The 22884-nt window shown below is 60.8% G+C and carries 21 protein-coding genes; 5 read left to right on the top strand and 16 right to left on the bottom strand.

The genetic code is table 11. The features are described from left to right. The first annotated feature begins 49 nt into the window (after window positions 1–49). Window positions 50–2398: a polysaccharide biosynthesis tyrosine autokinase gene (locus tag JJQ51_RS12010; protein WP_113351040.1), complete on the top strand. Its 2349-nt coding sequence runs from the start codon at window positions 50–52 to the stop codon at window positions 2396–2398. Here JJQ51_RS12010 and JJQ51_RS12005 read toward each other — a convergent pair. The 5 genes from JJQ51_RS12005 to cbiE form a co-directional block, all read right to left on the bottom strand. Then, window positions 2395–3291, bottom strand: coding sequence for a DMT family transporter (locus JJQ51_RS12005; RefSeq protein WP_113329632.1), 897 nt, complete (start codon window positions 3289–3291; stop codon window positions 2395–2397). The genes JJQ51_RS12010 and JJQ51_RS12005 overlap by 4 nt on opposite strands. 130 nt (window positions 3292–3421) lie before the next feature. Continuing rightward, window positions 3422–3982: an NADPH-dependent FMN reductase gene (locus tag JJQ51_RS12000; protein WP_113389411.1), complete on the bottom strand. Its 561-nt coding sequence runs from the start codon at window positions 3980–3982 to the stop codon at window positions 3422–3424. 269 nt (window positions 3983–4251) lie between these two features. Next, window positions 4252–4689, bottom strand: coding sequence for a nickel-responsive transcriptional regulator NikR (gene nikR / locus JJQ51_RS11995; RefSeq protein ID WP_113329634.1), 438 nt, complete (start codon window positions 4687–4689; stop codon window positions 4252–4254). 76 nt (window positions 4690–4765) lie between these two features. Then, the gene (gene cobM, locus JJQ51_RS11990; RefSeq protein WP_113329635.1) at window positions 4766–5524 is read right to left on the bottom strand and encodes a precorrin-4 C(11)-methyltransferase; all 759 of its coding nucleotides are present in this window, start codon (window positions 5522–5524) and stop codon (window positions 4766–4768) included. 19 nt (window positions 5525–5543) lie between these two features. Beyond that, window positions 5544–6785: a precorrin-6y C5,15-methyltransferase (decarboxylating) subunit CbiE gene (cbiE, locus tag JJQ51_RS11985; RefSeq protein WP_113501176.1), complete on the bottom strand. Its 1242-nt coding sequence runs from the start codon at window positions 6783–6785 to the stop codon at window positions 5544–5546. On the opposite strand from cbiE, the gene JJQ51_RS11980 reads away from it, so the two are divergent. Next, window positions 6769–7539, top strand: a complete 771-nt coding sequence (locus tag JJQ51_RS11980; RefSeq protein ID WP_113389336.1) for a cobalt-precorrin-6A reductase — start codon at window positions 6769–6771, stop codon at window positions 7537–7539. The two genes, cbiE and JJQ51_RS11980, sit on opposite strands and share 17 nt — an antisense overlap. On the opposite strand, the gene JJQ51_RS11975 is transcribed toward JJQ51_RS11980, so the two are convergent. The 6 genes from JJQ51_RS11975 to JJQ51_RS11950 form a co-directional block, all read right to left on the bottom strand. Further along, window positions 7503–8267, bottom strand: a complete 765-nt coding sequence (locus tag JJQ51_RS11975; protein ID WP_113389337.1) for a precorrin-3B C(17)-methyltransferase — start codon at window positions 8265–8267, stop codon at window positions 7503–7505. The two genes, JJQ51_RS11980 and JJQ51_RS11975, sit on opposite strands and share 37 nt — an antisense overlap. Beyond that, window positions 8264–9001 carry a precorrin-2 C(20)-methyltransferase gene (locus JJQ51_RS11970; protein WP_152093184.1) on the bottom strand — a complete coding sequence of 246 codons (738 nt, stop codon included), beginning with the start codon at window positions 8999–9001 and terminating at the stop codon, window positions 8264–8266. The genes JJQ51_RS11975 and JJQ51_RS11970 overlap by 4 nt, the downstream gene beginning before the upstream one ends. Continuing rightward, window positions 8998–9630 carry a precorrin-8X methylmutase gene (locus JJQ51_RS11965; RefSeq protein WP_152093185.1) on the bottom strand — a complete coding sequence of 211 codons (633 nt, stop codon included), beginning with the start codon at window positions 9628–9630 and terminating at the stop codon, window positions 8998–9000. The genes JJQ51_RS11970 and JJQ51_RS11965 overlap by 4 nt, the downstream gene beginning before the upstream one ends. Window positions 9631–9632: 2 nt before the next feature. Next, entirely contained in the window at window positions 9633–11060 is a 1428-nt protein-coding gene (cobG, locus tag JJQ51_RS11960) for a precorrin-3B synthase (RefSeq protein WP_152093186.1), read from the bottom strand. A gap of 57 nt (window positions 11061–11117) precedes the next feature. Further along, window positions 11118–11894, bottom strand: a complete 777-nt coding sequence (cobF, locus tag JJQ51_RS11955) for a precorrin-6A synthase (deacetylating) (protein ID WP_152093187.1) — start codon at window positions 11892–11894, stop codon at window positions 11118–11120. A 62-nt stretch (window positions 11895–11956) separates the two neighbouring features. Continuing rightward, window positions 11957–12793, bottom strand: a complete 837-nt coding sequence (locus JJQ51_RS11950; protein ID WP_152093188.1) for an AraC family transcriptional regulator — start codon at window positions 12791–12793, stop codon at window positions 11957–11959. A gap of 119 nt (window positions 12794–12912) precedes the next feature. Between JJQ51_RS11950 and JJQ51_RS11945 the strand changes: the two genes are divergently transcribed. After that, window positions 12913–14109, top strand: coding sequence for an MFS transporter (locus tag JJQ51_RS11945; RefSeq protein ID WP_113350599.1), 1197 nt, complete (start codon window positions 12913–12915; stop codon window positions 14107–14109). A gap of 61 nt (window positions 14110–14170) precedes the next feature. Here the strand turns inward: JJQ51_RS11945 and JJQ51_RS11940 are convergent, their stop codons facing one another. Next, complete coding sequence (locus tag JJQ51_RS11940) at window positions 14171–15421, bottom strand: D-amino acid dehydrogenase (RefSeq protein WP_269244758.1); 1251 nt, start codon at window positions 15419–15421, stop codon at window positions 14171–14173. A 31-nt stretch (window positions 15422–15452) separates the two neighbouring features. Next, on the bottom strand, window positions 15453–16586 hold the full coding sequence (gene alr / locus JJQ51_RS11935) for an alanine racemase (protein ID WP_152093191.1): 1134 nt from the start codon (window positions 16584–16586) through the stop codon (window positions 15453–15455). A gap of 124 nt (window positions 16587–16710) precedes the next feature. Between alr and JJQ51_RS11930 the strand changes: the two genes are divergently transcribed. Further along, entirely contained in the window at window positions 16711–17175 is a 465-nt protein-coding gene (locus JJQ51_RS11930; RefSeq protein ID WP_152093192.1) for an Lrp/AsnC family transcriptional regulator, read from the top strand. A gap of 30 nt (window positions 17176–17205) precedes the next feature. On the opposite strand, the gene JJQ51_RS11925 is transcribed toward JJQ51_RS11930, so the two are convergent. Together JJQ51_RS11925 and JJQ51_RS11920 are read right to left on the bottom strand one after the other, a co-directional pair. Next, window positions 17206–19002, bottom strand: a complete 1797-nt coding sequence (locus JJQ51_RS11925) for a PAS domain-containing sensor histidine kinase (protein ID WP_269244757.1) — start codon at window positions 19000–19002, stop codon at window positions 17206–17208. Window positions 19003–19278: 276 nt separating this feature from the next. Further along, window positions 19279–20163 (bottom strand): LysR substrate-binding domain-containing protein, encoded by an 885-nt coding sequence (locus JJQ51_RS11920; RefSeq protein ID WP_113350595.1) that lies wholly within the window; start codon window positions 20161–20163, stop codon window positions 19279–19281. Between the two features lie 239 nt (window positions 20164–20402). Here JJQ51_RS11920 and JJQ51_RS11915 point away from each other — a divergent pair, with 239 nt between their 5' ends. Then, window positions 20403–21722 (top strand): MFS transporter, encoded by a 1320-nt coding sequence (locus JJQ51_RS11915; RefSeq protein ID WP_113350594.1) that lies wholly within the window; start codon window positions 20403–20405, stop codon window positions 21720–21722. Between the two features lie 66 nt (window positions 21723–21788). Here the strand turns inward: JJQ51_RS11915 and JJQ51_RS11910 are convergent, their stop codons facing one another. Then, window positions 21789–22838, bottom strand: a complete 1050-nt coding sequence (locus tag JJQ51_RS11910) for an ornithine cyclodeaminase (RefSeq protein WP_113351037.1) — start codon at window positions 22836–22838, stop codon at window positions 21789–21791. Window positions 22839–22884 lie beyond the last annotated feature (46 nt).

Raw genomic sequence — 22884 nt, 5'->3', positions numbered from 1 at the left:
GCGGGCCATGGCTATTGTTCATTCGGGCTTCTCCGACAAGGTGGTCGCCATGCATCAGAAGAACTTCACTTTCCACAGCGCTCTTCCGCAAGCGGAGTCGCAGGATAGCTTTATCGATCTCGACCGGCTGATGGCCGTCGTGGTCCGGCGCATCCGCACCATCATTTTCGCCGTGGCCGCCTTTGTCATCCTGGCCGTCGTCTATCTGTTGACGGCCACCTCGAGCTATACGTCGATGACGCAGATATTGCTCGACGAAACCATGACGAAATATGCCGAGGATCAGCCGCCGGCGGCAAGCAGCCAGCAGGCGGACATGGAGATCGCCAGTGCGGTCGAAATCCTCAAATCGAACGAGATGGCGTTGCGTGTCGTCGACACGGCGGGCCTCGCGGACAACAATACCTTGCTCAATCCGCCCGTATCTCCGGCGGCCTTGCTCAAATCCGGCGTTAGCCTGATCGTCAGCGTCTTCACACCTGGCCGCCCACCTATGACGCCCGAGGAACAGCGGGAAGCCCAGCGCCAGAAGGTTGCTGCCGTTCTGCAGGATAATCTGAAGGTCGAGCGCGTCACGCGAAGCTCGGTCGTAGCCGTCTCCTTCAGTTCGACGGACAAGCGTCTCGCCGCCAAGGTTACGAGCGCTTATGCCGACGCTTATCTGACCGACCAGCTGAACGCCAATTTCGACGCAACCGAACGCGCTTCCGTCTGGTTACAGGAACGCTTGAACGACTTGCGCCAGCGCGCTCAGGAGGCTTCGCTGGAAGTCGAGAAATACAAGGCGGACAATGGCCTGACGTCAACCGGCGGCGAACTGATGTCGGAACAGCAGATTTCCGACCTCAACAAGCAGCTGATCATCGCCCAGGCCGACACGGCCAGCGCCGCCGCCCGCTACAATCAGTATAAGTCGATCATTGACCAAGGCCCTGATAACGCCGTCAAGAACGCGACCATCTCGTCGAGCTCGACCGACAATTCGGTGCTGCAGGATCTAAAGACGCGCTATCTCGCCGTCGAAAAGCGCGAACAGGATGTCACGCAGAATTTCGGCGCCGATCATCCGCAGGCCGTGGCGCTCAAGGCCGAGCGGCAGGACATCACCCGGCAGATCTATCAGGTCCTTCAGCAGCTCACCGCCAGCTACAAGAACGAGTATGATGTCGCTCAGTCGCGGGCGGAATCGCTGCGCGAAAGCATCGACAAGGTCGTCGGCAAGAATTCCGAGGCCAACAAGTCGCTGGTTCACCTGAATGAGTTGAACCAGAAGGCATCGGCGCTGAAGACGCTTTACGAGTCCTATCTCGGCCGCTTCGAACAGGCGACCCAGCAGCGCTCGTTCCCCATCGCCAAGGCTCGCGTCATTTCGGTGGCCGGCGTGCCCACTGCGCCGTCCAGCCCGAAGAAGACGCTCGTCATGGCGCTCTCGGTCATCCTCGGTCTGATGGTCGGCTGCGGTGTAGCTGCATTCCAGGAGTTCCGCGACCGTTACTTCCGCGTCGAGGCCGACGTGCGGGCTGCTCTCGGTTTGAAATTCCTGGGCTATCTGCCGCTGCTCGGTCAGCAGAGCAAGAGCAAGAGCAAGAAGAAGTCGCGCAGGGCCGATGCCGGAGCGGAGCCGATAACGGCGGAAGAGGGAGAAAACGGCGTCGCCTTCGAGCGCATAATGCGCATCTCCGTCGAAGCGCCGCGCTCGATCTTCGCCGAGACCTTGAGGAATGCGAAACTCGCCAGCGACGTGATGCTGCAAGGCCGTGCCGACCGTGTCATCGGCGTCGTCTCGGCACTGCCGGGCGAAGGCAAGTCAACGACGGCTGCCAATTTTGCCGCCCTGCTTGCGAGCAGCGGTAAGCGCACGCTTCTCATCGACGCCGACTTGCGCAATCCGGGCCTCAGCCGCACGCTGAAGACGCCGCCGCAGGCGGGCCTGATCGAGGCTGTGCTTGGCGAGGTGCCCTGGACGAATGCCGTGAAGGTCGACCCGCGCACCAAGCTTGCCATTCTTCCGGTCGCCGTGCGTGATCATCTGCTGCACACCAGCGAGCTTCTGTCCTCGCAGGGCATGCAGCATCTGATGGAAAATGCCCGCAAGATGTTCGACTACATCATCGTCGATCTTGCGCCGCTTGGTCCCGTCATCGACGCAAAGGCCTTCGCGCCGCAGGTCGATGCCTTCCTGCTGGTGACCGAATGGGGCGCAACGCCGACCAATCTGGTGCGTGATGTTCTCGAGCAGGAGCCGCAGATCAACTCGCGCATCCTCGGTGTGATCCTCAACAAGACCGACATGTCGGAACTGCCGCGCTACAGCGATTTCGGCGGAACGGAGCGCTACCGGCAGAAATATGTGAGCTACTATACCGAGGTGCAGCCGCGCGCCCAGGTGGATGCTTAGCCCGCCGGTCTCTTGCCGGTCTTGAGCCGGGTTCTCGCCAGGGCATGTTCGCGCCAGATCGTGAATATGCCCGCCGCGACAACGATAAGCGCGCCTAAGATCATGGGCGCGCTCAACTTTTCGCCGAATATCATGACACCGATAATGGCGGAAAAGACGAGCTGCAGATAGGTCAGCGGCTGGATCACCACCGCGTCCAGCATATCGTAGGCTCGGATGAGGAAATAATGGCTTGAAACGCCGGTCAGGCAAAGAATGCCCATGAAGATCCAGTCATGGGGCGCAAGCGGTGTCCAGAAGAACGGCCCGATGCAGGTCATGGCGATCGCGCCCACCACACCCGTATAGAAAAAGCTGGTCATGGCGCCGTCTTCGCGGCTGACATAGCGTGTCAGGACGACGTAAAGCGAAAATAGCAATGCGCCGAAGAGCGGCACCAGGAAGCGCGCATCGAAGACGCCGCTTTCCGGCTTCAGGATCAACAGCACGCCGAAGAAACCGAAACAGATCGCCAGCCATCGCCGCCAGCCGACCTTCTCGCCGAGGATGGGGATCGACAGCAAGGCCACCATCAGCGGACCGGATGAAAAGATCGCCTGAGAATGGGCAAGGCCGACGACGACGAAGGACGAGATGGCGACGACGATCTGCGCGGCGAGCAGCAAGCCCCGGGCAATCTGTAGGACAGGGCGTTTGGTCCTGACGTTGCGCCGCAAGCCGCCAGGCGCGCGCGAAGCCATTGCGATGGCGAAAAGCATGAAAGCCCAATAGCGGATCATCGCCACCAGAAGCGGCGGGTAGGCGCTGACAAGGTGCTTGGAGATGCCGTCCTGTATGGCGAATATGCTGATTGCCAACAGCGTGAAGACGTAACCGGTACTATTGGATTTCATGGCTTTCGAAGGAAGAAGATGTGCGGGGCCCCGGAGGCGCCGGGACCCGGCACCACATTCACATTAGGTCATTCATCGGTTCAATCATAGGCTCCATGTTTGCGGTCCGGTCCATCCGCAGAGCCACGCATCAGTCCTTTTTGCGATCCGCGACGAAGGCCGTGAAGCCATCGATGAAAGCCGCAAGATTGTGCTTCACTTTCTCGTCGACGATTGCGCCATCGGCATCAAAGACACTGCCGGCACGTGACACCATGAGCCGACCGCCGAACCAGGCTTCGGCGCCGAGCGTGCGCAACACCGTCAACCAGGCGTTCTGGCTGAGGATGGTACCGAAATTGCCCGGCGAAGCTCCGAGGACGGCGATCGGCTTTCCGCCGAAAACCTGAGCGATGTCTGTGGAGGGCCGGCTCATCCAGTCGATTGCGTTCTTGAAAACGCCCGGAAGCGAATTGTTGTATTCCGGCGTAAACAGGATCAGCCCATCGGCTGAAATGGCGAGGTCCTTGAGTTCCTGTACTTTTTCCGGAATGCCATCCGCAGCCTCGAGATCGGCATCGTAAAGCGGCACGCCATGGATGGTGCGGGCGATCAGCTCGACGCCGTTTGGTGCCAATTCGACGGCCGCGTGCAGCAGGGCCGTGTTGAAGGAGCCTTTACGCAGGCTGCCCGATATGCCGAGTATCTTCATCGCTTCCCCCATTTGCCGTGATGGGAAGACATTTATGTTTCGCCGTCCTTCGTCAAGGCCTGACGGAATCTTATGTGGTGAGCAATAACTTCGGTTTGACCGTGCTTACCGCCCGGAAGGCATGACCCGGATCGGCGCTGAAGCCGATGCTGGCCGCCGCCGGCATCACTGGCCCTGTTGAAGCCGCCTGGTTTTGGTTGCCGCTCTCAAGGAGTATAGCCTAAGTCATCAGCTCTAACTGGGTAGTCCGCGGGCAACTTGCCGTCCACTCAGTCATGCGAATGGGGTTCGGGGTGGTCTGCGCCGTTGTCGGATGGAATGATGTGCAAGTTCCCGAAGCGTACGCCGCGTTGCGTCACGACGCTGTCGGCAAAGGTCTTTATCTCGTCCACCTTACCCTTCAGCACGGAGACTTCGAGGCAATCTTGCCCATCGATATGAACATGAAGCGTCGAGACTGAAAGATCGTGGTGATCGTGTTGCGCCGTCGTCAGCCGGCGCGACAGGTCGCGGGTCTCGTGTTCATAGACGTAGGCAAGGGCCGCGTAGCATCGCGCTTCGCCATCTATGGTCGGCTGCGCGCGGGTCACGGCATCGCGCACGAGATCGCGCAAGGTTTCCGAGCGGCTGGCATAGCCGCGCTGCGCGCTGATCTTATCGATCGTCTCCAAAAGATCGTCGTCGATGGTGATGGTTATGCGTTGCATATCCTGATCCTCGTTCCACGCAGCGGTTGACATCGACTAGAGGAAATTTCGAAGCGATTTGCAACGGTATCAGGCGTTATTGGCGGCCACGGAAACGACGCTGATAGGTGGGATCGTAGAGCGAGCTTTCGCGGAAATCACTAGCGGCGAGCGACGGGCCGACGAAGATCAATGCGGTGCGCTCGATCGGCTCCGCCGCTACCTTTGCCTCAATCGTGGCAAGCGTGCCCCGGATAATCCGCTCATCGGGCCAGGATGCCTTGACGACGATCGCAACCGGGCAGTCCGCGCCATAAAGCGGCGTCAGATCCTCGACGACTTCCTTGAGTGCATGGATGGCCAGATGGATCGCGAGCGTCGCGCCGGTCGCGCCGAATTTCGCTAGCGTCTCATTGTTCGGCATCGGCGAGGCCCGACCGGAAACGCGGGTCAGAACTAGGCTTTGGGCGAGGGCTGGTATGGTCAGTTCGCGGCCGAGCGCCGAAGCTGCGGCTGCGAAAGCGGGAACGCCTGGGGTCAGCGTATAGTCGATGCCATGCTGCTCCAGCCGGCGGATCTGTTCGGCAACCGCGCTCCAGACCGAGAGATCGCCCGAATGCAGGCGCGCGACATCCTCGCCCGCTGCATTGGCTTTCAGGTATTCGGCCTCTATCTCGTCAAGCGACATCGGCGCCGTATCGATGATGCGGGCGCCGGGTGGGCAATATTGCAGCAGTTCCGGCGAGACAATCGAGCCGGCATAGAGGCAGACCGGGCATTTGCCGATCAGGTCGCGGCCGCGCACCGTGATCAGGTCGGCGGCGCCTGGGCCTGCGCCAATGAAATGCACTGTCATCACTCTACCTCATTCTCAATTATGGCTTGATCCAAGACCATTGCGTCACCGGCATGGCCGGCCGCCAGCCGGTCATGCGGCCGACAGGTGCGGCGCGCGCAATGTCGATACGGATCAGCGAGCCGCCGCGGCGTGCCTGTTCGGCCAACAGAAGGACTTCCATTTCGGTCGTGACGGCATTGGCGACCAGCCTGCCGCCGCTTTTCAATTGGCCGATGGCGGCCTCCAGCACGCCGGCATCGCTGCCGCCACCGCCGATAAAGATCGCATCCGGTGCCGGCAGGCCGGTAAGAGCAGCCGGCGCCTCGCCTTCGACAACGGTCAGGCCCGGTACACCGAAATTCGCTGCGTTTCGGCGGATTCGAGCGGCGCGTTCAACGGAAGCCTCAATGGCAATGACGCGCAGTGACGGATCGGCCAGCATCCATTCGATGCCGATCGAGCCGGAGCCGGCACCGATATCCCAGAGCAGCTCACCATAACGTGGCGCCAGCGCGGATAGCGTCATCGCGCGGATCTCCCGCTTGGTGATCTGGCCGTCATGTTCAAAAAGCTCGTCGGCGAGGCCTGCGCTTAGCGGCAAAATCCGCGCGCCGGCTTCCGCCTTGACCTCGACGCCGCAGATGTTCAGATCGTTGATGCCGGAGAGGCTAAAGCTAGCCGCAGTTTCCCGGGAGACTTTTTCGTATGGACCGCCAAGCGCTTCCAGAACCGTCAGTTCTGACGGACCGAAACCAGAGCTGCGCAGCAGGGCGGCCAATTCGGCGGGGCCTTTGCCATCGGATGTCAGCGCCAGGATCTTGCGGCCCGAATGCAGGTGCGGCCGGATCAGATCGATGGACCGGCCATGGAGCGACAGAACCGTCGTCTCCTGCAGGGGCCAGCCGAGGCGCGACGCGGCAAGGCTGAAGGAGGAGGGTGCTGGGATAACGGTCATTTCAGCGGCCGGAATGTGCCGCGAAAGTGTCGCGCCGACGCCGTAGAAAAAAGGATCGCCGGAGGCAAGAACCACTGTCGGTTCTCCGCGCCGGGCAAGAACCGCTTCAACGGATTTTTCGAATGGCGAAAGCCATTGATGGGTTTCGCCTGTTATCAGTGACCTCATCAACTCGATGTGGCGTACACCACCGAAGACCGACGGCGCGTCAGCGATCTGCCGTTTGGCCTCGTCGCCGACACCGGCTGGACCGTCTTCGCCGATGCCGATAAGAGTAAGCCAGCGTTGAACTGAAGGTGTCTCAGCCATGGGCAAGGTCCGCATTCTGATCCTCGGCGGCACGACCGAGGCCCGAGCGCTGGCGGCGGCGCTTGCCCCGCGCACTGATCTCGACATTGTTCTGTCCCTTGCCGGACGAACCGCCGATCCGGCGCCGCAGCCCGTTCCGGTGCGCAGCGGCGGTTTCGGTGGCGCAGAGGGGCTTGCCCGCTATGTCATCGATGAAAAGATCGATCTGGTGATCGATGCCACCCATCCCTTCGCGGCCCGCATTTCCGCCAATGCCGCGCAAGCGGCTGTTCAATGCGCTGTGGCGGCCTTTGCGTTGCGCCGTCCGGCGTGGATGCCGGTCGAAGGCGATGACTGGCTTTCCGTACATAGCGTTTCGCAAGCCATCGCTGCACTTGGCGCCAAGCCTTTGCGTGTCTTCCTTGCGACTGGCCGGCAGGAGGCGCATCAGGCGAACGCGGCGCGGCAGCATCATTACTGGGTCCGCAGCGTCGATCCCGTCGAGCCGCCGCTGACCGTGCCTGACGTCAGCTACATCCACAGCCGCGGTCCGTTCCGCCTGGAGGACGAGCTGGAGATGCTGCAACGGCATGGAATCGAGGCGGTCGTCGCCAAGAACAGCGGCGGTGACGCGACCTACGGGAAGATAGAGGCGGCAAGGCAGCTCGGAATCAAGGTGATCATGGTCGAGCGCGCGGATACCGCCGGGTTGCCGGTGGTCGAAACGGTAGACGCTGCGCTCGATCGGATCGATCATTTCGTCTCTTCCCTGATGAAGCGCGGCGTATAGACCAGATCGGGGCGTCCTTCGCGGGCAATGACGCGCGTCTCGGCCGAGCCGATGATGACGCAGGTCGCCATATCCGCCTGCGAGGCCTCGGCATCGGCGAGCCGAGCCACTGTCATGCGCTCGTCGGGACGACCGGCGGCCCGACCGAAGATGGCAGGTGTTTCGCCGGGCAGCACGGCGCGCAGGATCTCGAAGGCTTTGCCAAGCTGCCAGGGCCGCGCCTTGCTGATCGGATTGTAGAGCGCGATCACAAAGCCCGCTTCGGCAACGGCGCGGAGGCGACTCTCGATCAGCGGCCAGGGTTTCAGATTGTCCGAAAGCGAGATCGCGCAGAAATCGTGCCCAAGGGGAGCGCCGATGCGGGCCGCAACGGCAAGCATGGCCGTGATACCCGGCACGACGATAAGGTCTACCGTCCGCCATTCAACCGGACCATGATCGATCGCCTCGCAAACGGCGGCCGCCATGGCAAAAACACCGGGATCGCCGCCGGAAACAACGCAGACATTGACGCCGGCTGCCGCCCGCTGCAGCGCCACCTTGGCGCGGTCCAGCTCCTCGCGATTGTCGGATGCCTGACGGATCTGGTCGCTGCGCAACGTCAGGCGGTCGAGATAGGGGCCGTAACCGTAAAATTCATGAGCATCCGTGACGGCAGCAAGCGCCTCCGGCGTCGTCTGCTGGGGATTGCCGGGGCCGGTGCCGATTACATAGAGACGTCCGCTCATGGCCGGCTTTCCCAGCCGGGAACCAGCACAAGGGAGAAATAGGGCGCTTCGGCATCGTTGCGGCTGGCTAGCGGCGTCATTGCGCCGTTCGCCATCGTGCCGCGCTCGACATAGATCGCTTCCTCCAGTCGGCCAGCGGCATCAAGCGCGCGGCGGATCTTGGGCAGATTGCGGCCGACCTTCATGATCACGGCAGCCTGTGTATCACCCAATCTGCGGGTTAGCTCGGCCTCCGCCATCGTTCCTGGCAGCACGGAGAGAATGTCGTCTCCCTGCACCATCGGCAATCCTGCAAGAGACCAGCAACCGGACATGGCGGTCACGCCCGGGATGACTTCAGTGGGGAAGCGATCGGCAAGGCGCACATGCAGATGCATGTAGGAGCCATAGAAGAGCGGATCGCCCTCGCTGAGTACGGCAACCGTCTTTCCTTCGCGAAGATGCGCCGCCACCATCTCGGCCGAGGCGTCATAGAAGGCGGTGATCTGACGGAGATATTCCGGCGCGTCCTTGTCGATCTCGGTCGTCACCGGATAGTAGAGCGGCAGCAGCGTTACGTCCGCCTTCAGCAGATCGCCGACGATGGCTTTCCCATTGCCACCTCTACCCTGCTTGGCGAAGTAAGCGACAACATCGGCACGGTCGAGAGCCTTGACGGCCTTGACCGTCAGCAGTTCCGGATCGCCAGGACCGGTGCCGACGCCGATCAGGTTTCCATTGGACGGCGCACTCATAGACCAGGCCTCGCAAGCGCATTGAGGGCGGCTGCCGTCATGGCACTGCCGCCCAGCCGGCCGCGCACGATGGCAAAGGGAACGCCGTAGGAGTTTTCGGCAAGCGCATCCTTCGATTCCGCCGCGCCGACGAAACCGACGGGCATGCCGATGATGGCAGCCGGCTTCGGCGCGCCATCGCGCAGCATTTCGAGAAGGTGGAAGAGGGCCGTCGGCGCGTTGCCGATAGCGACGACAGAGCCCGCCAGCCGATCCGTCCAAAGATGCATGGCTGCGGCCGAGCGCGTGTTGCCAATGGTCTTCGCGATCTCCGCCGTCCGCGGGTCCTGCAAGGTGCAGATCACTTCGTTGGCGGCAGGCAGACGGGCGCGGGTGACGCCGCGGGCGACCATCTCTGCGTCGCAGAAAATCGGTGCACCGTCAGTCAGCGCCTTGCGGGCGGATGCGACGAAATCGGGAGAGAAGAGAAAATGTTCTGCCGCTTCCACCAATCCGCAGGCATGAATCATGCGGATGGCGACATCGGCCTCGGCTTCAGGGAAACGCTGGAGATCGGCTTCGCTGCGGATGATCGCAAAGGAGCGCTCGTAGATCGCATCCCCTTCGCGGATATAGTCATAGTCAGGCATTTCTATCCCTGTCGTAAGGCCGTCGCGATTGCGTCCCGGCCGAGCCGTTTAAGACACTGCTGTGCCGATTCGCCAGCAGCTTTGTTGTTTCGCACCAGTTCCCCGAGCGCAGCCAGCGCCGATTTCAGATATTCCTTATGGATGTAAGCCACGGGCTCTGATGATGCTGACCCATTTACGACAATAGCATAGCCCGTTGCAGCACCGACGATGGTCAGCATCGCCGGGAAAGGATGGGCGCAGCCTTTTGCGCAGCCGGATAGATGCACCTTGAGCGAACCATCCAGCAGCTCATGCCCGATTTCGACCAGATCGGCGGCCGCCTTTTTCGTGGCGTAGTGGGCAGAGGCGCATGCGCCGGCACCGGAACAGGGAACGGCATAATTTGCGGGATCATCGGCGCGTGTCTGAAAGCCGCAATCAGCTGCCGCGGCGAGAATACCTTTGATCCGCTCGCGCGGGAGGCCGAGCAGCAACAGGCTGTGTTCGGGGCCGGTCCGTAATTCATGCGCCCCAGTCATCTCTGCATGGTCAAGAAATCGGATGAGGTCTTGAGCGTGGATTTGACCGAAGGCGGGCCGCAATCCGAGTGCGGTCTGTTCGTTATCGAGCGGAATGACACCGACAGGAAGGGCGGATGAGTTAGTTTCTCGTCGTGGGAAGCTGGAAGGGGCAGGAAACTGTAGTCCTAAAGCGGCGATGTCCAGGTCACGGCCGCGGGCGCGAGGGCCGATTGCCGCCAACGCTTTGAGCAATGCCATGACACAGGCTATCGCTTCTTCGCCAGACAAGGCGACAAGCCGTGTGGCCGTCGTCTCGGTTCCCGCAATGGCAAGAGTCCAAAGCTTTCGGCCATCGGCGGCAGTGACAGCCTTCAGCCTGATATCCGCCGAGAGTTCGTCAAGGACGAGCCGGCCGCCGCCGTCAACGATAATGGCGAGCTTTGCAGCGAGCAATGGCTTGGGACGAAGTGCATCGATGGCGCTTCGCAGACGCTCAGAAAGCCCACGTGCATCAGCAATCTCGGACGGATCGACACCGCTGAGCGGCGGGACTTCGATCGTGACGCCGCTCTCTGGCACGATGCCGGCCCGATCGATATCGGCGGCCAGTCCAGGCATGCTTTGCGGCGTCATGCCACGCAGCTGAAAATTGCCGCGCGCAGTGATCTCGATCAGGCCATTGCCGTGTCTCTCGGCTGCTTCCGCCAAGAGACGTAATTGCGCGATAGTCAGCCCCGGAGTCGATGGCCGCAAACGAACAAGAAGGCCGTCGCCGGTCTGCATCGGTGCATTCAGCGAGGGGCAGGCACCGCGAACCATAGAGGGCAGGGGCGATGCAACGCCGTCCTCGGCAGCTCCCCCTTTAGAGAAGCACGCTTGTTCCTCCACTGTCTGCGCGTCGACCGCAACCATAAGACTGCCCTTCATAAGGGACATTTCCTTGCACAAACCGGATCGGCGGGCAAACGATTTGGTACTTGGCGCTTATTCGAGATCGTCGAAGTCCCGACCCTTACGCATAAGATAGATATCCATGATCCATCCATGCCGGGCGCGGGCTTCGGCGCGGGTCGCAAGAATCCGCTCGGAAACCTCAGCCAGCCTGCCCGCGATGATGATTTCATCCTTGGTGCCGAGATAGGCGCCCCAATAGATATGGGCATCGGGATCGTCGATCTTGCTGAAGGCCTGCTCGCCATCGAGCATGACGACGGCCGTTTCGGCAATTCCGGGAAAGCTTTCGGCCAATCGCCGACCGGTGGTGATCTGAACCGGCTTGCCGACGAGGTTGAGGGGGATGCGATGGCTTGCCGTCAGCGCTTGGATGCTGGTGATGCCAGGAATAACGCTATAATCGATAACGACTTTGCCGCGACCGACGACACGCTCGAGAATGCGGAGCGTGCTGTCATAAAGGCCGGGATCGCCCCAGACGAGGAAGGCAGCACTCTGGCTTTCCGTCAGATGTTCCAGAAACAGCCGCTCGTAGGTCGCGGAAATCGCGTCATGCCATTCATCGACGCTCCGCACATATCTGCGGTCCGCCATCTGGCGTGACGGCACGTCGTAATCCACGTAGCGGGTGGCGGGATTGGTGACATAGCGCTGGCAGATATCGCGCCTGACGTCGGCAAGCTCGCTCTTGGCCGCGCCCTTGCTTGGAATGAGGATGACATCGGCTGAGTTCAGCGCATTGATCGCCTGCACGGTCAGATGTTCGGGGTTTCCCGTGCCGATACCGACGATGTGAATATGCCGCATATGCTTTGCCTCGCTCTTCAGCGCTGTTTGCCGGAAGCGCCTGCTCATTTCAAGAGGAGGCTTCAAGCTGATTGCCGCTCAAGGGTCCAGCGGTTGGCCATATAGCTGCGCGGCGAGGTGCCGAGCATGCGGCGGAACATGGTGGTAAACGCCGCCACGCTCTCGTAGCCTGCTTCGAGCGCGATGTTGATGACGGGCTGGCCCTCCGCCAGTTGCGGCAGGCAGGCAAAGACGCTTGCCTGCTGGCGCCAGGTGGTGAAGCTGATGCCGGTTTCCTTGCGGAACTGCCTGGTGAACGTTCGGCGGCTTACCGAAAGCTTTTCGGCCCAATCATCCAGCCTGGCATTAGGCGATGGGTTGGAGAGATAGTCGCGGCAGAGCGCAGTCAATCGGCGGTCGGACGGGAAGGGCAGGCCGAGCGGACGCTCGGGCAACGTTGCGATTTCCTCGACCAGTAGCGACAGAACGAGCTTGGCCTTGCGATGGCTGACCGGCGCCTCCCGCAGCCGGATGGCTTCGAGCAGCAGGCTGCGGGCAAGATCGGTCACTTCGACGACACGCGGCGCTTCACCCTTCGGCGGCTGGCCGCGCGGCGTCACGTAGACGGACTTCATGCTGACGTCGCTCAGGATCTCAATCGAATGCTCCAGCCCGACGGGGATGAATAGGGCATGGCCGGGCGGCACCATCCAGCGGCCGCGCGCCGTCATGATCAGGGCGACGCCGGCGAAGATGCAAAGCAGCTGCGTGCGGCGGTGGTGATGCCAGGGAACCGTGTAGCCCTGCGGCGGCTCGGCGCTATGGACGAGCACGTCGGCTGGCGATTCCTCCATCCAGCGCATGTTTCGCACATGGTCGTCGTCGAGGGTCGCCAGCAACTGTTTCGATAGCTTTTCCATTTTGGCCCAATCGAGAAACTATTGGACCAAAACACGAAAGAAGGACATTCGCAAGCCGTGGTAAAGGCGGATCAAGTCATATCGTCGGCAAGTCTCGCCGGCGCAGGAGGATTCCCCACATGGTTGCGGAAGTGGCGGGTACGCAGGCCCGATATCAAAAGACGACGATGTCGATCGTTATGGCGGTCAGTACCTGTCATCTGCTGAACGATACGATGCAATCGCTGCTGACGTCGCTCTATCCGATGTTCAGAGAGAATTATGCGCTCGATTTCGTGCAGATCGGCTTGTTGACGATGATGTTCCAGATCACCGCCTCGTTGCTGCAGCCGGTGGTCGGTATCGTGACCGACAAATGGCCGATGCCCTATTCGTTGCCCGTGGGCATGGTCAGCACCTTTGCAGGCCTGGTGCTGCTTGGCTATGCCGGCAGTTTCGGCGTGCTCCTGATCGCTGCAAGCCTGATCGGCTTCGGTTCGGCCGTCTTCCATCCGGAGGCTTCGCGCGTTGCACGTCTCGCTTCGGGCGGACGTCACGGGCTGGCGCAGTCGCTGTTTCAGCTCGGTGGTAACGCCGGCTCGGCGATCGGGCCGCTCATTGCCGCGTTCTTCGTCCTCCAGCATGGCCAGAAGAGCGTCGCCTGGCTTTCGGTGCTGGCCGTCATTGGCTTCATCGTTCTGAGCTGGGTCGGCAACTGGTTCATCAACCATCGCCGCCAGCAGTCGGCCCGCCCTGCACCGAGCCGCGCCTTGCCGATCGCGCGCAACAAGGCGATGTGGGCGCTTGCCATCCTCATCCTGCTGACGGCGACGAAGAACGTCTACATGGCGAGCATTTCGAGCTATTTCACCTTCTACGTCATCGACAAGTTCCATCTCGATGTCCGGGATGCGCAGCTGATGCTGTTTCTTTTCCTCGGCTCGGTCGCGGTCGGCACGATCATGGGCGGGCCGGTGGGCGACCGTTTTGGCGCGCGTTTCGTGATCTGGTTCTCGATCCTCGGCGTCATCCCGTTTGCGCTGCTGATGCCCTATGCGAACCTGTTCTGGACCTGCGTCCTGACCGTCGTCATCGGCCTCGTGCTTGCCTCGGCCTTCCCGGCGATCGTGGTCTTTGCGCAGGAGCTGATCCCTGGCCGCGTGGGACTGATCGGCGGCATCTTCTTCGGCTTTGCCTTCGGGGCGGGTGGACTGGGTGCGGCCTGGCTCGGCGATTTCGCCGATGCGCGTGGCATCCCCTTCGTCTATACGCTCTGCTCGTATCTGCCGTTGTTGGGATTATTCACGATCTTCCTGCCACGAATTCCGCGGCATTGATCGAAACCGGCGGGCGATCAGCCCGCCGCTGTTCTTGAGCGCCCGCGTTGAGACCCCTTTGTCAGGCGTAGCGGCTGATCGCGAGGTCGGTCGCGTCGATATCAGGCTTGCGGCCACTGACGAGATCGCTGATGACGCGTGCCGAACCGGAACTCATGGTCCATCCAAGCGTGCCATGACCGGTATTGAGATAAAGCCCCTTGATCCTCGTCGGTCCGATGACCGGCGTGCCATCCGGCGTCATCGGCCGCAGGCCCGACCAGAACGAGGCCTTGGCGACATCGCCGCCGGGGAAGAGATCGGTCACGGAATGCTCAAGTGTCCGGCGTCTCGCAAGGCCGAGATCATTGGTATAGCCGGAGATTTCCGCCATGCCGCCGACGCGGATGCGATCGCCAAGCCGAGTGATCGCGATCTTGTAGGTTTCGTCCATGACGGTCGATTCCGGTGCGCGTGACGCATCGGTGATCGGGATCGTCAGCGAGTAACCCTTAACCGGATAGACGGACAGGCTGATGCCGAGCGGTTTCAGCAGTAGCGGCGAATAGCTGCCAAGCGCGACGACGATCGCATCGGCATCCAGGCGTCCACGATCGGTCACCACGCCACGTACTTGGCTGCCCTCGATGGCGAGCCCCTTGATCGTCGTGCCGTACTGGAACCGGACGCCAAGCTCAATCGCTTTTGCAGCAAGCGCATTGGTGAATTTGAAGCAGTCGCCGGTCTCGTCCTTCGGTGTCAGCAGACCACCGACGATCTTGCCGCGGACATGCCGAAGGGCCGGTTCGACGCGAATGCAGCCGTCGGGATCGAGCACCTCATACGGAATGCCGTCGGCCGCAAGAGCCTTGACGTCCTTGGCGGATGCATCGAGCTGCGCTTGCGTGCGGAAGAGCTGGAGCGTGCCCTGCATACGCTCGTCATAGGCAATACCTGTCTCTTCGCGAAGCTCAGCGAGCGAAATGCGGCTGTAATCGGCAAGGCGCAGCATGCGGCTCTTGTTGATCGCGTAACGCTCCGACGTGCAGTTCGACAGCATCTTGATGAGCCATGAGAGCATGGCGCCATCGACCTTCGGGCGCAGGATGAGCGGCGCGTGGTGCATGAACAGCCACTTGATCGCCTTCATGGGAATGCCGGGTGCGGCCCAGGGCGAGCAATAGCCGAAGGAAACCTCGCCGGCATTGGCGAAGCTCGTTTCCAGCGCCGGGCCCTGCTGCCGGTCGATGACCGTAACCTCGTGGCCCGCCTTGGCAAGCTGATAGGCTGACGTCACGCCGATGATGCCGGCACCCAGAACGACGACTTTCATGATGTCCTCAGAGACTTGAGAGATGGGAAGGTCAGCGATATTGACGGTGGAAGCGATGGCCGAGACTGGTCAGGATTTCATAGGAAATCAAGCCGGCGTCGCACGCAAGATCATCCACGGTCTGATGATCTCCCAGAACTTCCACCATGCTGCCGAAAGAGAGAGCGCCTTCGGGCAAGGCGCTGATATCGATTGTCGTGCTGTCCATCGACACGCGGCCGACGATGGGCAGACGCACGCCGTCGTAATAGACGGCGCCGCGATCGCTGAGGCTGCGCGGCAAGCCGTCGGCGTAGCCGGCGGCGATCGTCGCGAGCCGGGTCTTGCCTTTCGTCACATGCACGCCGCCATAGCCGACCCGAGCGCCTTCCAAAACGGTCCGTGTCTGCACCACGGCAACTTCGAGCCGGACAACCGCTTCCATGGGGTTGGCAACGCCACTGGTGGGAGCGCCGCCATAAAGAGCGATGCCTGGCCGTGCCAGTACGCCATGGAAATCTCCGCCAAGAAAGATGCCGCCGGAATTGGCGAACGAAACATCGTATTGCGGAAACTCCGTTGCGACGCGACACATCTCGGCAAGCTGATCACCGTTTTGCCTGCTGTCGGTCTCATCTGCGGAGGCGAGGTGGCTCATGATGAACAGGATATCGACGTCGTCGGATGTCTGCAGATGAGCTGCCACGGCGCTTCTGTCCTCCGGCGGTATGCCGAGCCGCGACATGCCGGTATCGAATTGGAGAACCGCGGGGAGCCTGCGGTGAAGAGAGCGTGACATCTCCGACCACTGCCGCAACTGTTGGAGCGAATTGATCACAGGCACGATGCCGCCATCGGCGCAGGCAGCCTCATTGCCGGGTAAAAGGCCGTTCAGCACAAAAATAGTTGCATCGCCACGGAGTTGCGGACGCAGCCGTAGCGCTTCAATGAAGTGGGCGACGAAAAAGTGGCGGCAACCGCGCTCGTAGAGTGCTTTCGATACCTGATTGGCGCCAAGTCCGTAGGAATCCGCCTTGACGACGGCGGCGGCCCGCGCCGGTGCGACGATAGTGGATAGCTTGTCATAGTTCCGGCATAGCGCGGCCAGATCGATCGTCAGATAGCCACACGCTCCACTATCGATCGCCAATTTTGGCGCCAGAGAATCCACAATACCGCCGTCCATGTCCGCCCTCGTCGTTCAATATAAGATTATTGAAAGGATCGCGAAATTGCTTGCTAAACAGTGATTGATTATTGTTTAAATGCATTGATATTGAAAGGATCTGCGAATTTTTGAAAGAATCCACATGCCCGCTCTCGACGCCATCGACCGCAATATTCTCCGCTTGCTTCGCCTCGATGCCCGAGTCAGCAACGCCAAGCTGGCAGGCGAGGTGGGGCTGTCGCCATCGGCCTGCCTGCGGCGTATCAAATTGATGGAACAGGCGGGCGTGATCAGGGGCTATACGGCCCTGGTGGACACGTCCCAGGCAGAGGCATCGATCGCCGTCATCATCAACATCACGCTCGAGCGGCAAACGGAGGAGCATCTCGATCGTTTCGAGGCGGCGGTACGCAAACATCCCGAGATCAAGGAGTGCTTTTTGATGACGGGCGGCTCCGACTATCTGCTGCGCGTCGAGGTCGCCAATCCCGGCGACTTCGAACGCATCCATAAGGATATTCTGTCGACCATGCCGGGAGTGCTGCGAATCCATTCGAGCTTCTCGATCCGCAATGTGCTCGCGACGCGGCCGAAAGGACTGCGTTGAATCGACCGGGATTGAGCACCGGGTGCGGCGTTACTCTGCCTTGTCGTGAGCTTGATCCCAGCCGATCCCTGCGGCGGCATCCACCTCGCAGATCAAGCCGCTCGGCTCGTAACGGACTTGGACCTTGCCGCTCAATTCCGCCGCCAGCAGGTTTTCGATCAAGCGGGAGCCGAAGCCCTTGCGGGTCGGAGGCTTTACGATTGGCCCTCCCGATTCCTGCCAGCGCAGTTTGAGGTGATCCGTCCTGCCCGTTTCCAGTGACCACGTGATCGCAACACGGCCATCCGCCACCGAAAGCGCACCGTATTTGGCGGCATTCGTCGCAAGCTCATGCAGTGCAAGCGATATGGAAACGACAGCTCTCGGCGCGAGTTTGATTGCCGGTCCGGAAATTTCGAACCTGTCCTTCGGATAGGGGGATAGCGCCTGGGCAATGACGGCGGTCAACTCCGCCTGCTCCCATTGGCCGTGGATCAGCAGATCGTGGGCGCGCGCCATCGAGGAGAGCCGCGCCTCGAATGTCTCGACGGATGCCTTGTCCACATCGTCCCGCCCGAGTGTTTGGCGCGCAATGGCCATCACGGTTGCGAGCACATTCTTGACGCGATGATTGAGCTCGCCCACCAGCACGGTCTGCAGGCGCTCGGCCTCCTTCTTGGCACTGTTGTCATGGGCAGTTTTGGACGCCCCCACGATTCTGCCATAGACGTCATAGATCGGGGAAACGCTAAGCAGAACATCGACAAGCGCGCCGTTCTTGTTGCGTCGCTTGGTTTCGTAAGGCTCTACCTTTTGGCCCGCACGAATCCGCGCCAGGATCGCCGGCTCTTCGTCGCTGCGGTCTTCCGGAACGAGCATCATCACGGATTGGCCGATGGCCTCTTCGGCCGATTGTCCGTAAAGCCTCTCAGCACCGCTATTCCAGCTTGTAATGATCATGTTGAGATCGATGCTGAGGATAGCGTCGTCCGATGAGGCGACAATCGCCGCGAGTTGCCGCTCTACTTCCTGTGCACGCTTGCGCTCGCTTATATCGGTGACGATCGCGGCAGCCTGCTGGATGCGTCCCGAACCGTCTTTCAAGGCGGAAACGCAGTTCGCGACCCAGACGAGGCTGCCATCCTTGCGAACATAGCGCTTTTCGATCTCGAAGCTTTCTCCCGTCGCCATCATCGCTTCGAACAGACGAGTATTCTCATGCAAATCGTCCGGATAGGTGATGTCGTATGTCTTCATGCCGAGGAGCTCGCTCTCGGAATAGCCTACAATTTCGCAGAAACGCTCATTCACCCGAACGAAACGGCCGTCGAGTTCGCACTGGGCAAACCCTGTCGTCGATTGCGAGATGACGGCGCGAAACAGCTCTTCACTTTCACGCAGCGCCTGTTCCGTTCGGACCCGTTCCGTCGTCTCGTTGACGATGCAGAATACACCCAACGCCTTGCCGTCCGTACCGCGGACGGGCGAATAGGAAATGTCGAAGTAAACCGTTTCTGGATAGTCGTAGCGCTCGATATAGAAGGGCCGGTCCTTGGCAACGACCGCCATGCCATCATGAAGGACGGAGCGAAGAAGCGGTTCGAGATCGCTCCAGAGTTCGGCCCAATTTTCCCGCGCAGGCCGTCCGAGCGCTCGCGGATGCTTGTCGCCTATGGTTCGCGCGTATGCATCGTTGTAGAGTGCGATAAAGTCCTCGCCCCAGAACATGACGATCTGTGCTTGGGCAGGGAGCATGAGGTCGACTGCAGCGGTAAGGCACATGGGCCACGCCGATCTGGGGCCAAGACTGGTGGCTGCCCAATCGTAGCTAGAGATAAGTGCAGCCATCTCGTTCGTTTGTCTCGACAGTTCCGGCACGATATTCAGGATGCATCCTCTCTTTGGCGACCGTAATCCGCACGGATTGCCCGGTTCGTCTTATGCTTGCGAGAATTCATAGCATATTATCCCTCACGAAGTGCAGAGAGAAAAACTGCTGATTTCAATGTATTTTAGCTGACATAAGCAGCGTTTCCGTCGTGACTATTTCCGATTGCTCGAGGTGGTGTTGCAAAGCCTCTCATCCGAGGCGAGCGCAATCCGCCCCTGGCTCCGAGTGAGTTGTCAGGTGTCCGGCCTTGCATGCATTTCGGCCGTCAGCCATCTTTCGAGCGCTAGGGCATCCGGCCTTCCGGCAATGTGCGGCGCGATCCAAAGCACCATGCGGCGCGGGCCGGGTAGAAAACCGAAAGGTGCCACCAGCCGCCCGGAAGCAAGTTGATCGAGCACGAGCATTTGCGGCACGACCGCCATACCGAGGCCGCATGCGGCGGCCTGGATCAGCAGATAGAAATGATCGAAGGCCGCCTGTGGTGTCAGACGCAGATCCGCCTGTCCGGCTATGGCCTGCCAGTCGCTCCAGGCTTGCGGTCGTGTCTGCGTGGAGAGGATCGCTGCATGTTCCATATCGTCGGGACGCGAAATGCCGGAGCGGTTCAGATATTCCGGCGAACAGACAGGACCGATGGCCTCGCCGCCGAGCTCCCGGATGATCGCATCCTTCGGCGGATCGATGACACTGGAGCGGATGGCGAGGCTGATCTTGTCTCGGACGAAGTCGACCTGATCGTAATTCATGTTGAACTGAAGGGCGATATGCGGGTGGCGCTCGTGAAACTGGCCGATGCGCGGAATGATCCAGCCCATCATGATCGAGGAAGAGCAGGAGAGCGTCAGCGGGCTTGGGCGGACGCGCTCGACGCTTGCCTGCATCAGGCCGAAAGCACTTGCCAGCCCTTCAGCAAGCCGCGAGCCTTCCGGCGTCGGCTCTGTCGAACGGGCGCGGCGGGTCACGAGGATGACGCCGAGCGTCTCCTCTAGCCCGCGAATGTGCCGGCTGATCGCACCATGCGTAACGCAGAGCTCGTCGGCAGCAAGCGTCATCGACCTGTGCCGCGCGGTTGCTTCGAATGCCTTCAGCGCATTCAAGGATGGAAGAGGGCCGCTCATTTTTTAGATTCTGCTATCCCGTGATGTGATTTTTCCTCACATGATAGGGAGATTAAATCGTTTGCTTGCGGCTTGTCCATCCCGCTAGAGATCAAGGTCATTCGAAGGCGCATGCGGCCGAAGGCAGGGACTGGAGGGGAAGTCGGAGTTTCCGTCCTGTCAGCGACGCAAGCGGATCGCTGCGTTGTCAAGATTTCAGCACGGGGGAGGGATTTTCATTGCAGCCCGCAAATCAGGAAATGTCACAGGTCGAGCGTTCGGCCATATCAAAGGTTTCGAAGCGGCTGGTGCCGTTCATCGCCTTGATGTTCTTCATTAACTTTCTTGACCGCACGGCGATTTCCTTCGCCGGGCCGAACGGCATGACGACGGATCTGGCGCTGACGGCGGCGCAGTTCGGCTTTGCCGCCGGCATCTTCTTTTTCGGTTACATCGTTCTCGAAATCCCGAGCAACCTCGCGCTTCACAGATACGGCGCGCGCCGCTGGCTTGCCCGCATCATGGTAAGCTGGGGCATTGTGGCGATCTTGTTCACCTGGGTATCGAGCGCGACGGAGCTCTATGTGCTGCGCTTCCTGCTGGGCGTTGCCGAAGCCGGCTTCTTCCCGGGGGCCATCCTGTTCTTGAGCATGTGGGTGCCGGCCAAGCATCGCAGCAAGATCCTGGCACTGTTCTACCTTGCCCAGCCGCTGACAACAGTCGTCGGAGCGCCCTTTGCGGCCACGCTGATCCAGATGCATGGCCTCTTCGGCCTCGAAGGCTGGCGTGTCATGTTCTTCGGCGTTGCCATTCCGGCTGTCATCGTCGGCATCATCACCTGGTTCTACCTCGCTGATCGCCCCGATGATGCGAAATGGCTGACCCAGGCCGAGAAGGATTGGCTGAACCGGGCGCTTGCCGGCGAGGAAAAGGCAAAGGCGGCGGCGCATGGCAAGATGACCGGCCTTGCCTTGACGGACGGCCGCGTCTGGTTGCTGTCGGTCATCTATTTCGGCCTGATCTACGGCCTCTATGCGCTGGCCTTCTTCCTGCCGACGATCATTGCCGGCTTCGAAACGAAATTTGGCACCAAGTTCGATGTCTTCGACAAGGGGCTGATTACCGCTATCCCCTACCTGCCTGCGGCTTTTGCCCTCTTCTTCTGGAGCCGCGATGCGTCCAGACGTGGTGTGCGGCCGTGGCACATCGGCATTCCGGCCTTGGTGGGCGCCTTCAGCATTCCGGCCGCGCTTTATATGGGCTCGCCTGAAGCGACGATCGTGATGATCACACTGACGGCTTGCGCGATCTTTTCCGCCCTGCCGAATTTCTGGGCCATTCCGTCGCGCTTCCTGACTGGGCCGGCGGCTGCCGCGGGCATAGCCCTGATCAACACGATCGGCAATATCGCAGGCTTTGCCGCACCCTATGTGACGGGTCTCGTCAAGGATGCGACCGGCCTCTATGAGCTGCCGATGTTTATCGTAGGCGCACTGATGCTGTTGTCGGCCCTGCTGGCCTTCTCTTTGAATGGACGGGTCCGCGAGCCGGAACTGGTTGCTTACGGCAGCAAAGGCTGAATTCGCCTAGCCTGAAGGACGGATGTGTTTGATGGCGACCGTGGAAATGGCCGCCATTATCTTTCGTCAGGCTGCCCTGAGCAGCATGCCGAAGAGATCGCGCGGATCGTCCGGGTCGGCGATGATGTCGAGCTTCTGGAAATAGTTCGTGCCCGCCAGCTTCTCGCGAACGTAGCGCAGGGCGGAGAAATCTTCGATCGCGAAGCCGACGCTGTCGAACAGCGTGATCTGCCGGTCGCTGCTGCGGCCGGGTGCCCGGCCGCTCACGACCTGCCAGAGTTCGGTGACCGGATAATCCGGATCCATCTGCTGGATTTCGCCTTCGATGCGGGTCTGCGGCGGATATTCGACGAAAGTGTCGGAGCGCAGCAGGATATCGCGGTGGAGCTCCGTCTTGCCGGGGCAATCGCCGCCGATGGCGTTGATGTGCACGCCGGCACCGACCATATTGTCCGTCAGAATGGTCGCGAATTGCTTGTCGGCCGTACAGGTCGTGATGATGTCGGCACCTTCGATGGCGGCCTGGGCCGAAGTGCAGTGCACGAGCTTCAAGCCGGTCTTTGCGAGATTGCGAACCGTCTTTTCCGTGGCTCTCGGATCAATGTCGTAAAGGCGGACTTCCTCGATGCCGAGGACGGCCTTCATCGCCAGCGCCTGGAATTCCGCCTGTGCGCCATTGCCGATCAAGGTGAGGCGGCGCGAATTGGCCGGCGCCAGATGTTTCGCCGCCATCGCCGAGGTTGCCGCAGTGCGCAGCGCCGTCAGCAGCGTCATTTCCGTTAGCAGCACGGGATAACCGGTCGAAACTTCCGCAAGCAAGCCGAAGGCGGTCACCGTCTGCAGGCCCTGCGCCATGTTCTTTGGATGGCCGTTTACATATTTGAAGCTGTAGACGGCGCCATCCGATGTCGGCATCAGCTCGATGACGCCGTCATGCGAATGGGAAGCGACGCGGGGCGTCTTGTCGAAGAGGTCCCAGCGGCGGAAATCCGCTTCGATGGCGTCGGTGAGTTCGATGAGCACGGTTTCGATGCCGATGTGATGGACGAGCCGCATCATGTTCTCGACGCTGACGAAGGGAATGAAAGCTCTTTCCGATGGGAGCGGTGCGGACATTCTCGTATCCTCGATGGAAATCATTTCCCATAGGGTATCAAGCGGA

It is taken from the genome of Rhizobium sp. AG207R, assembly GCF_027109195.1.
Classification (GTDB): domain Bacteria; phylum Pseudomonadota; class Alphaproteobacteria; order Rhizobiales; family Rhizobiaceae; genus Rhizobium; species Rhizobium dioscoreae.
The sequence above is the reverse complement of the archived record's forward strand: the minus strand, read 5'-3'. Positions and strand labels throughout refer to the sequence as shown.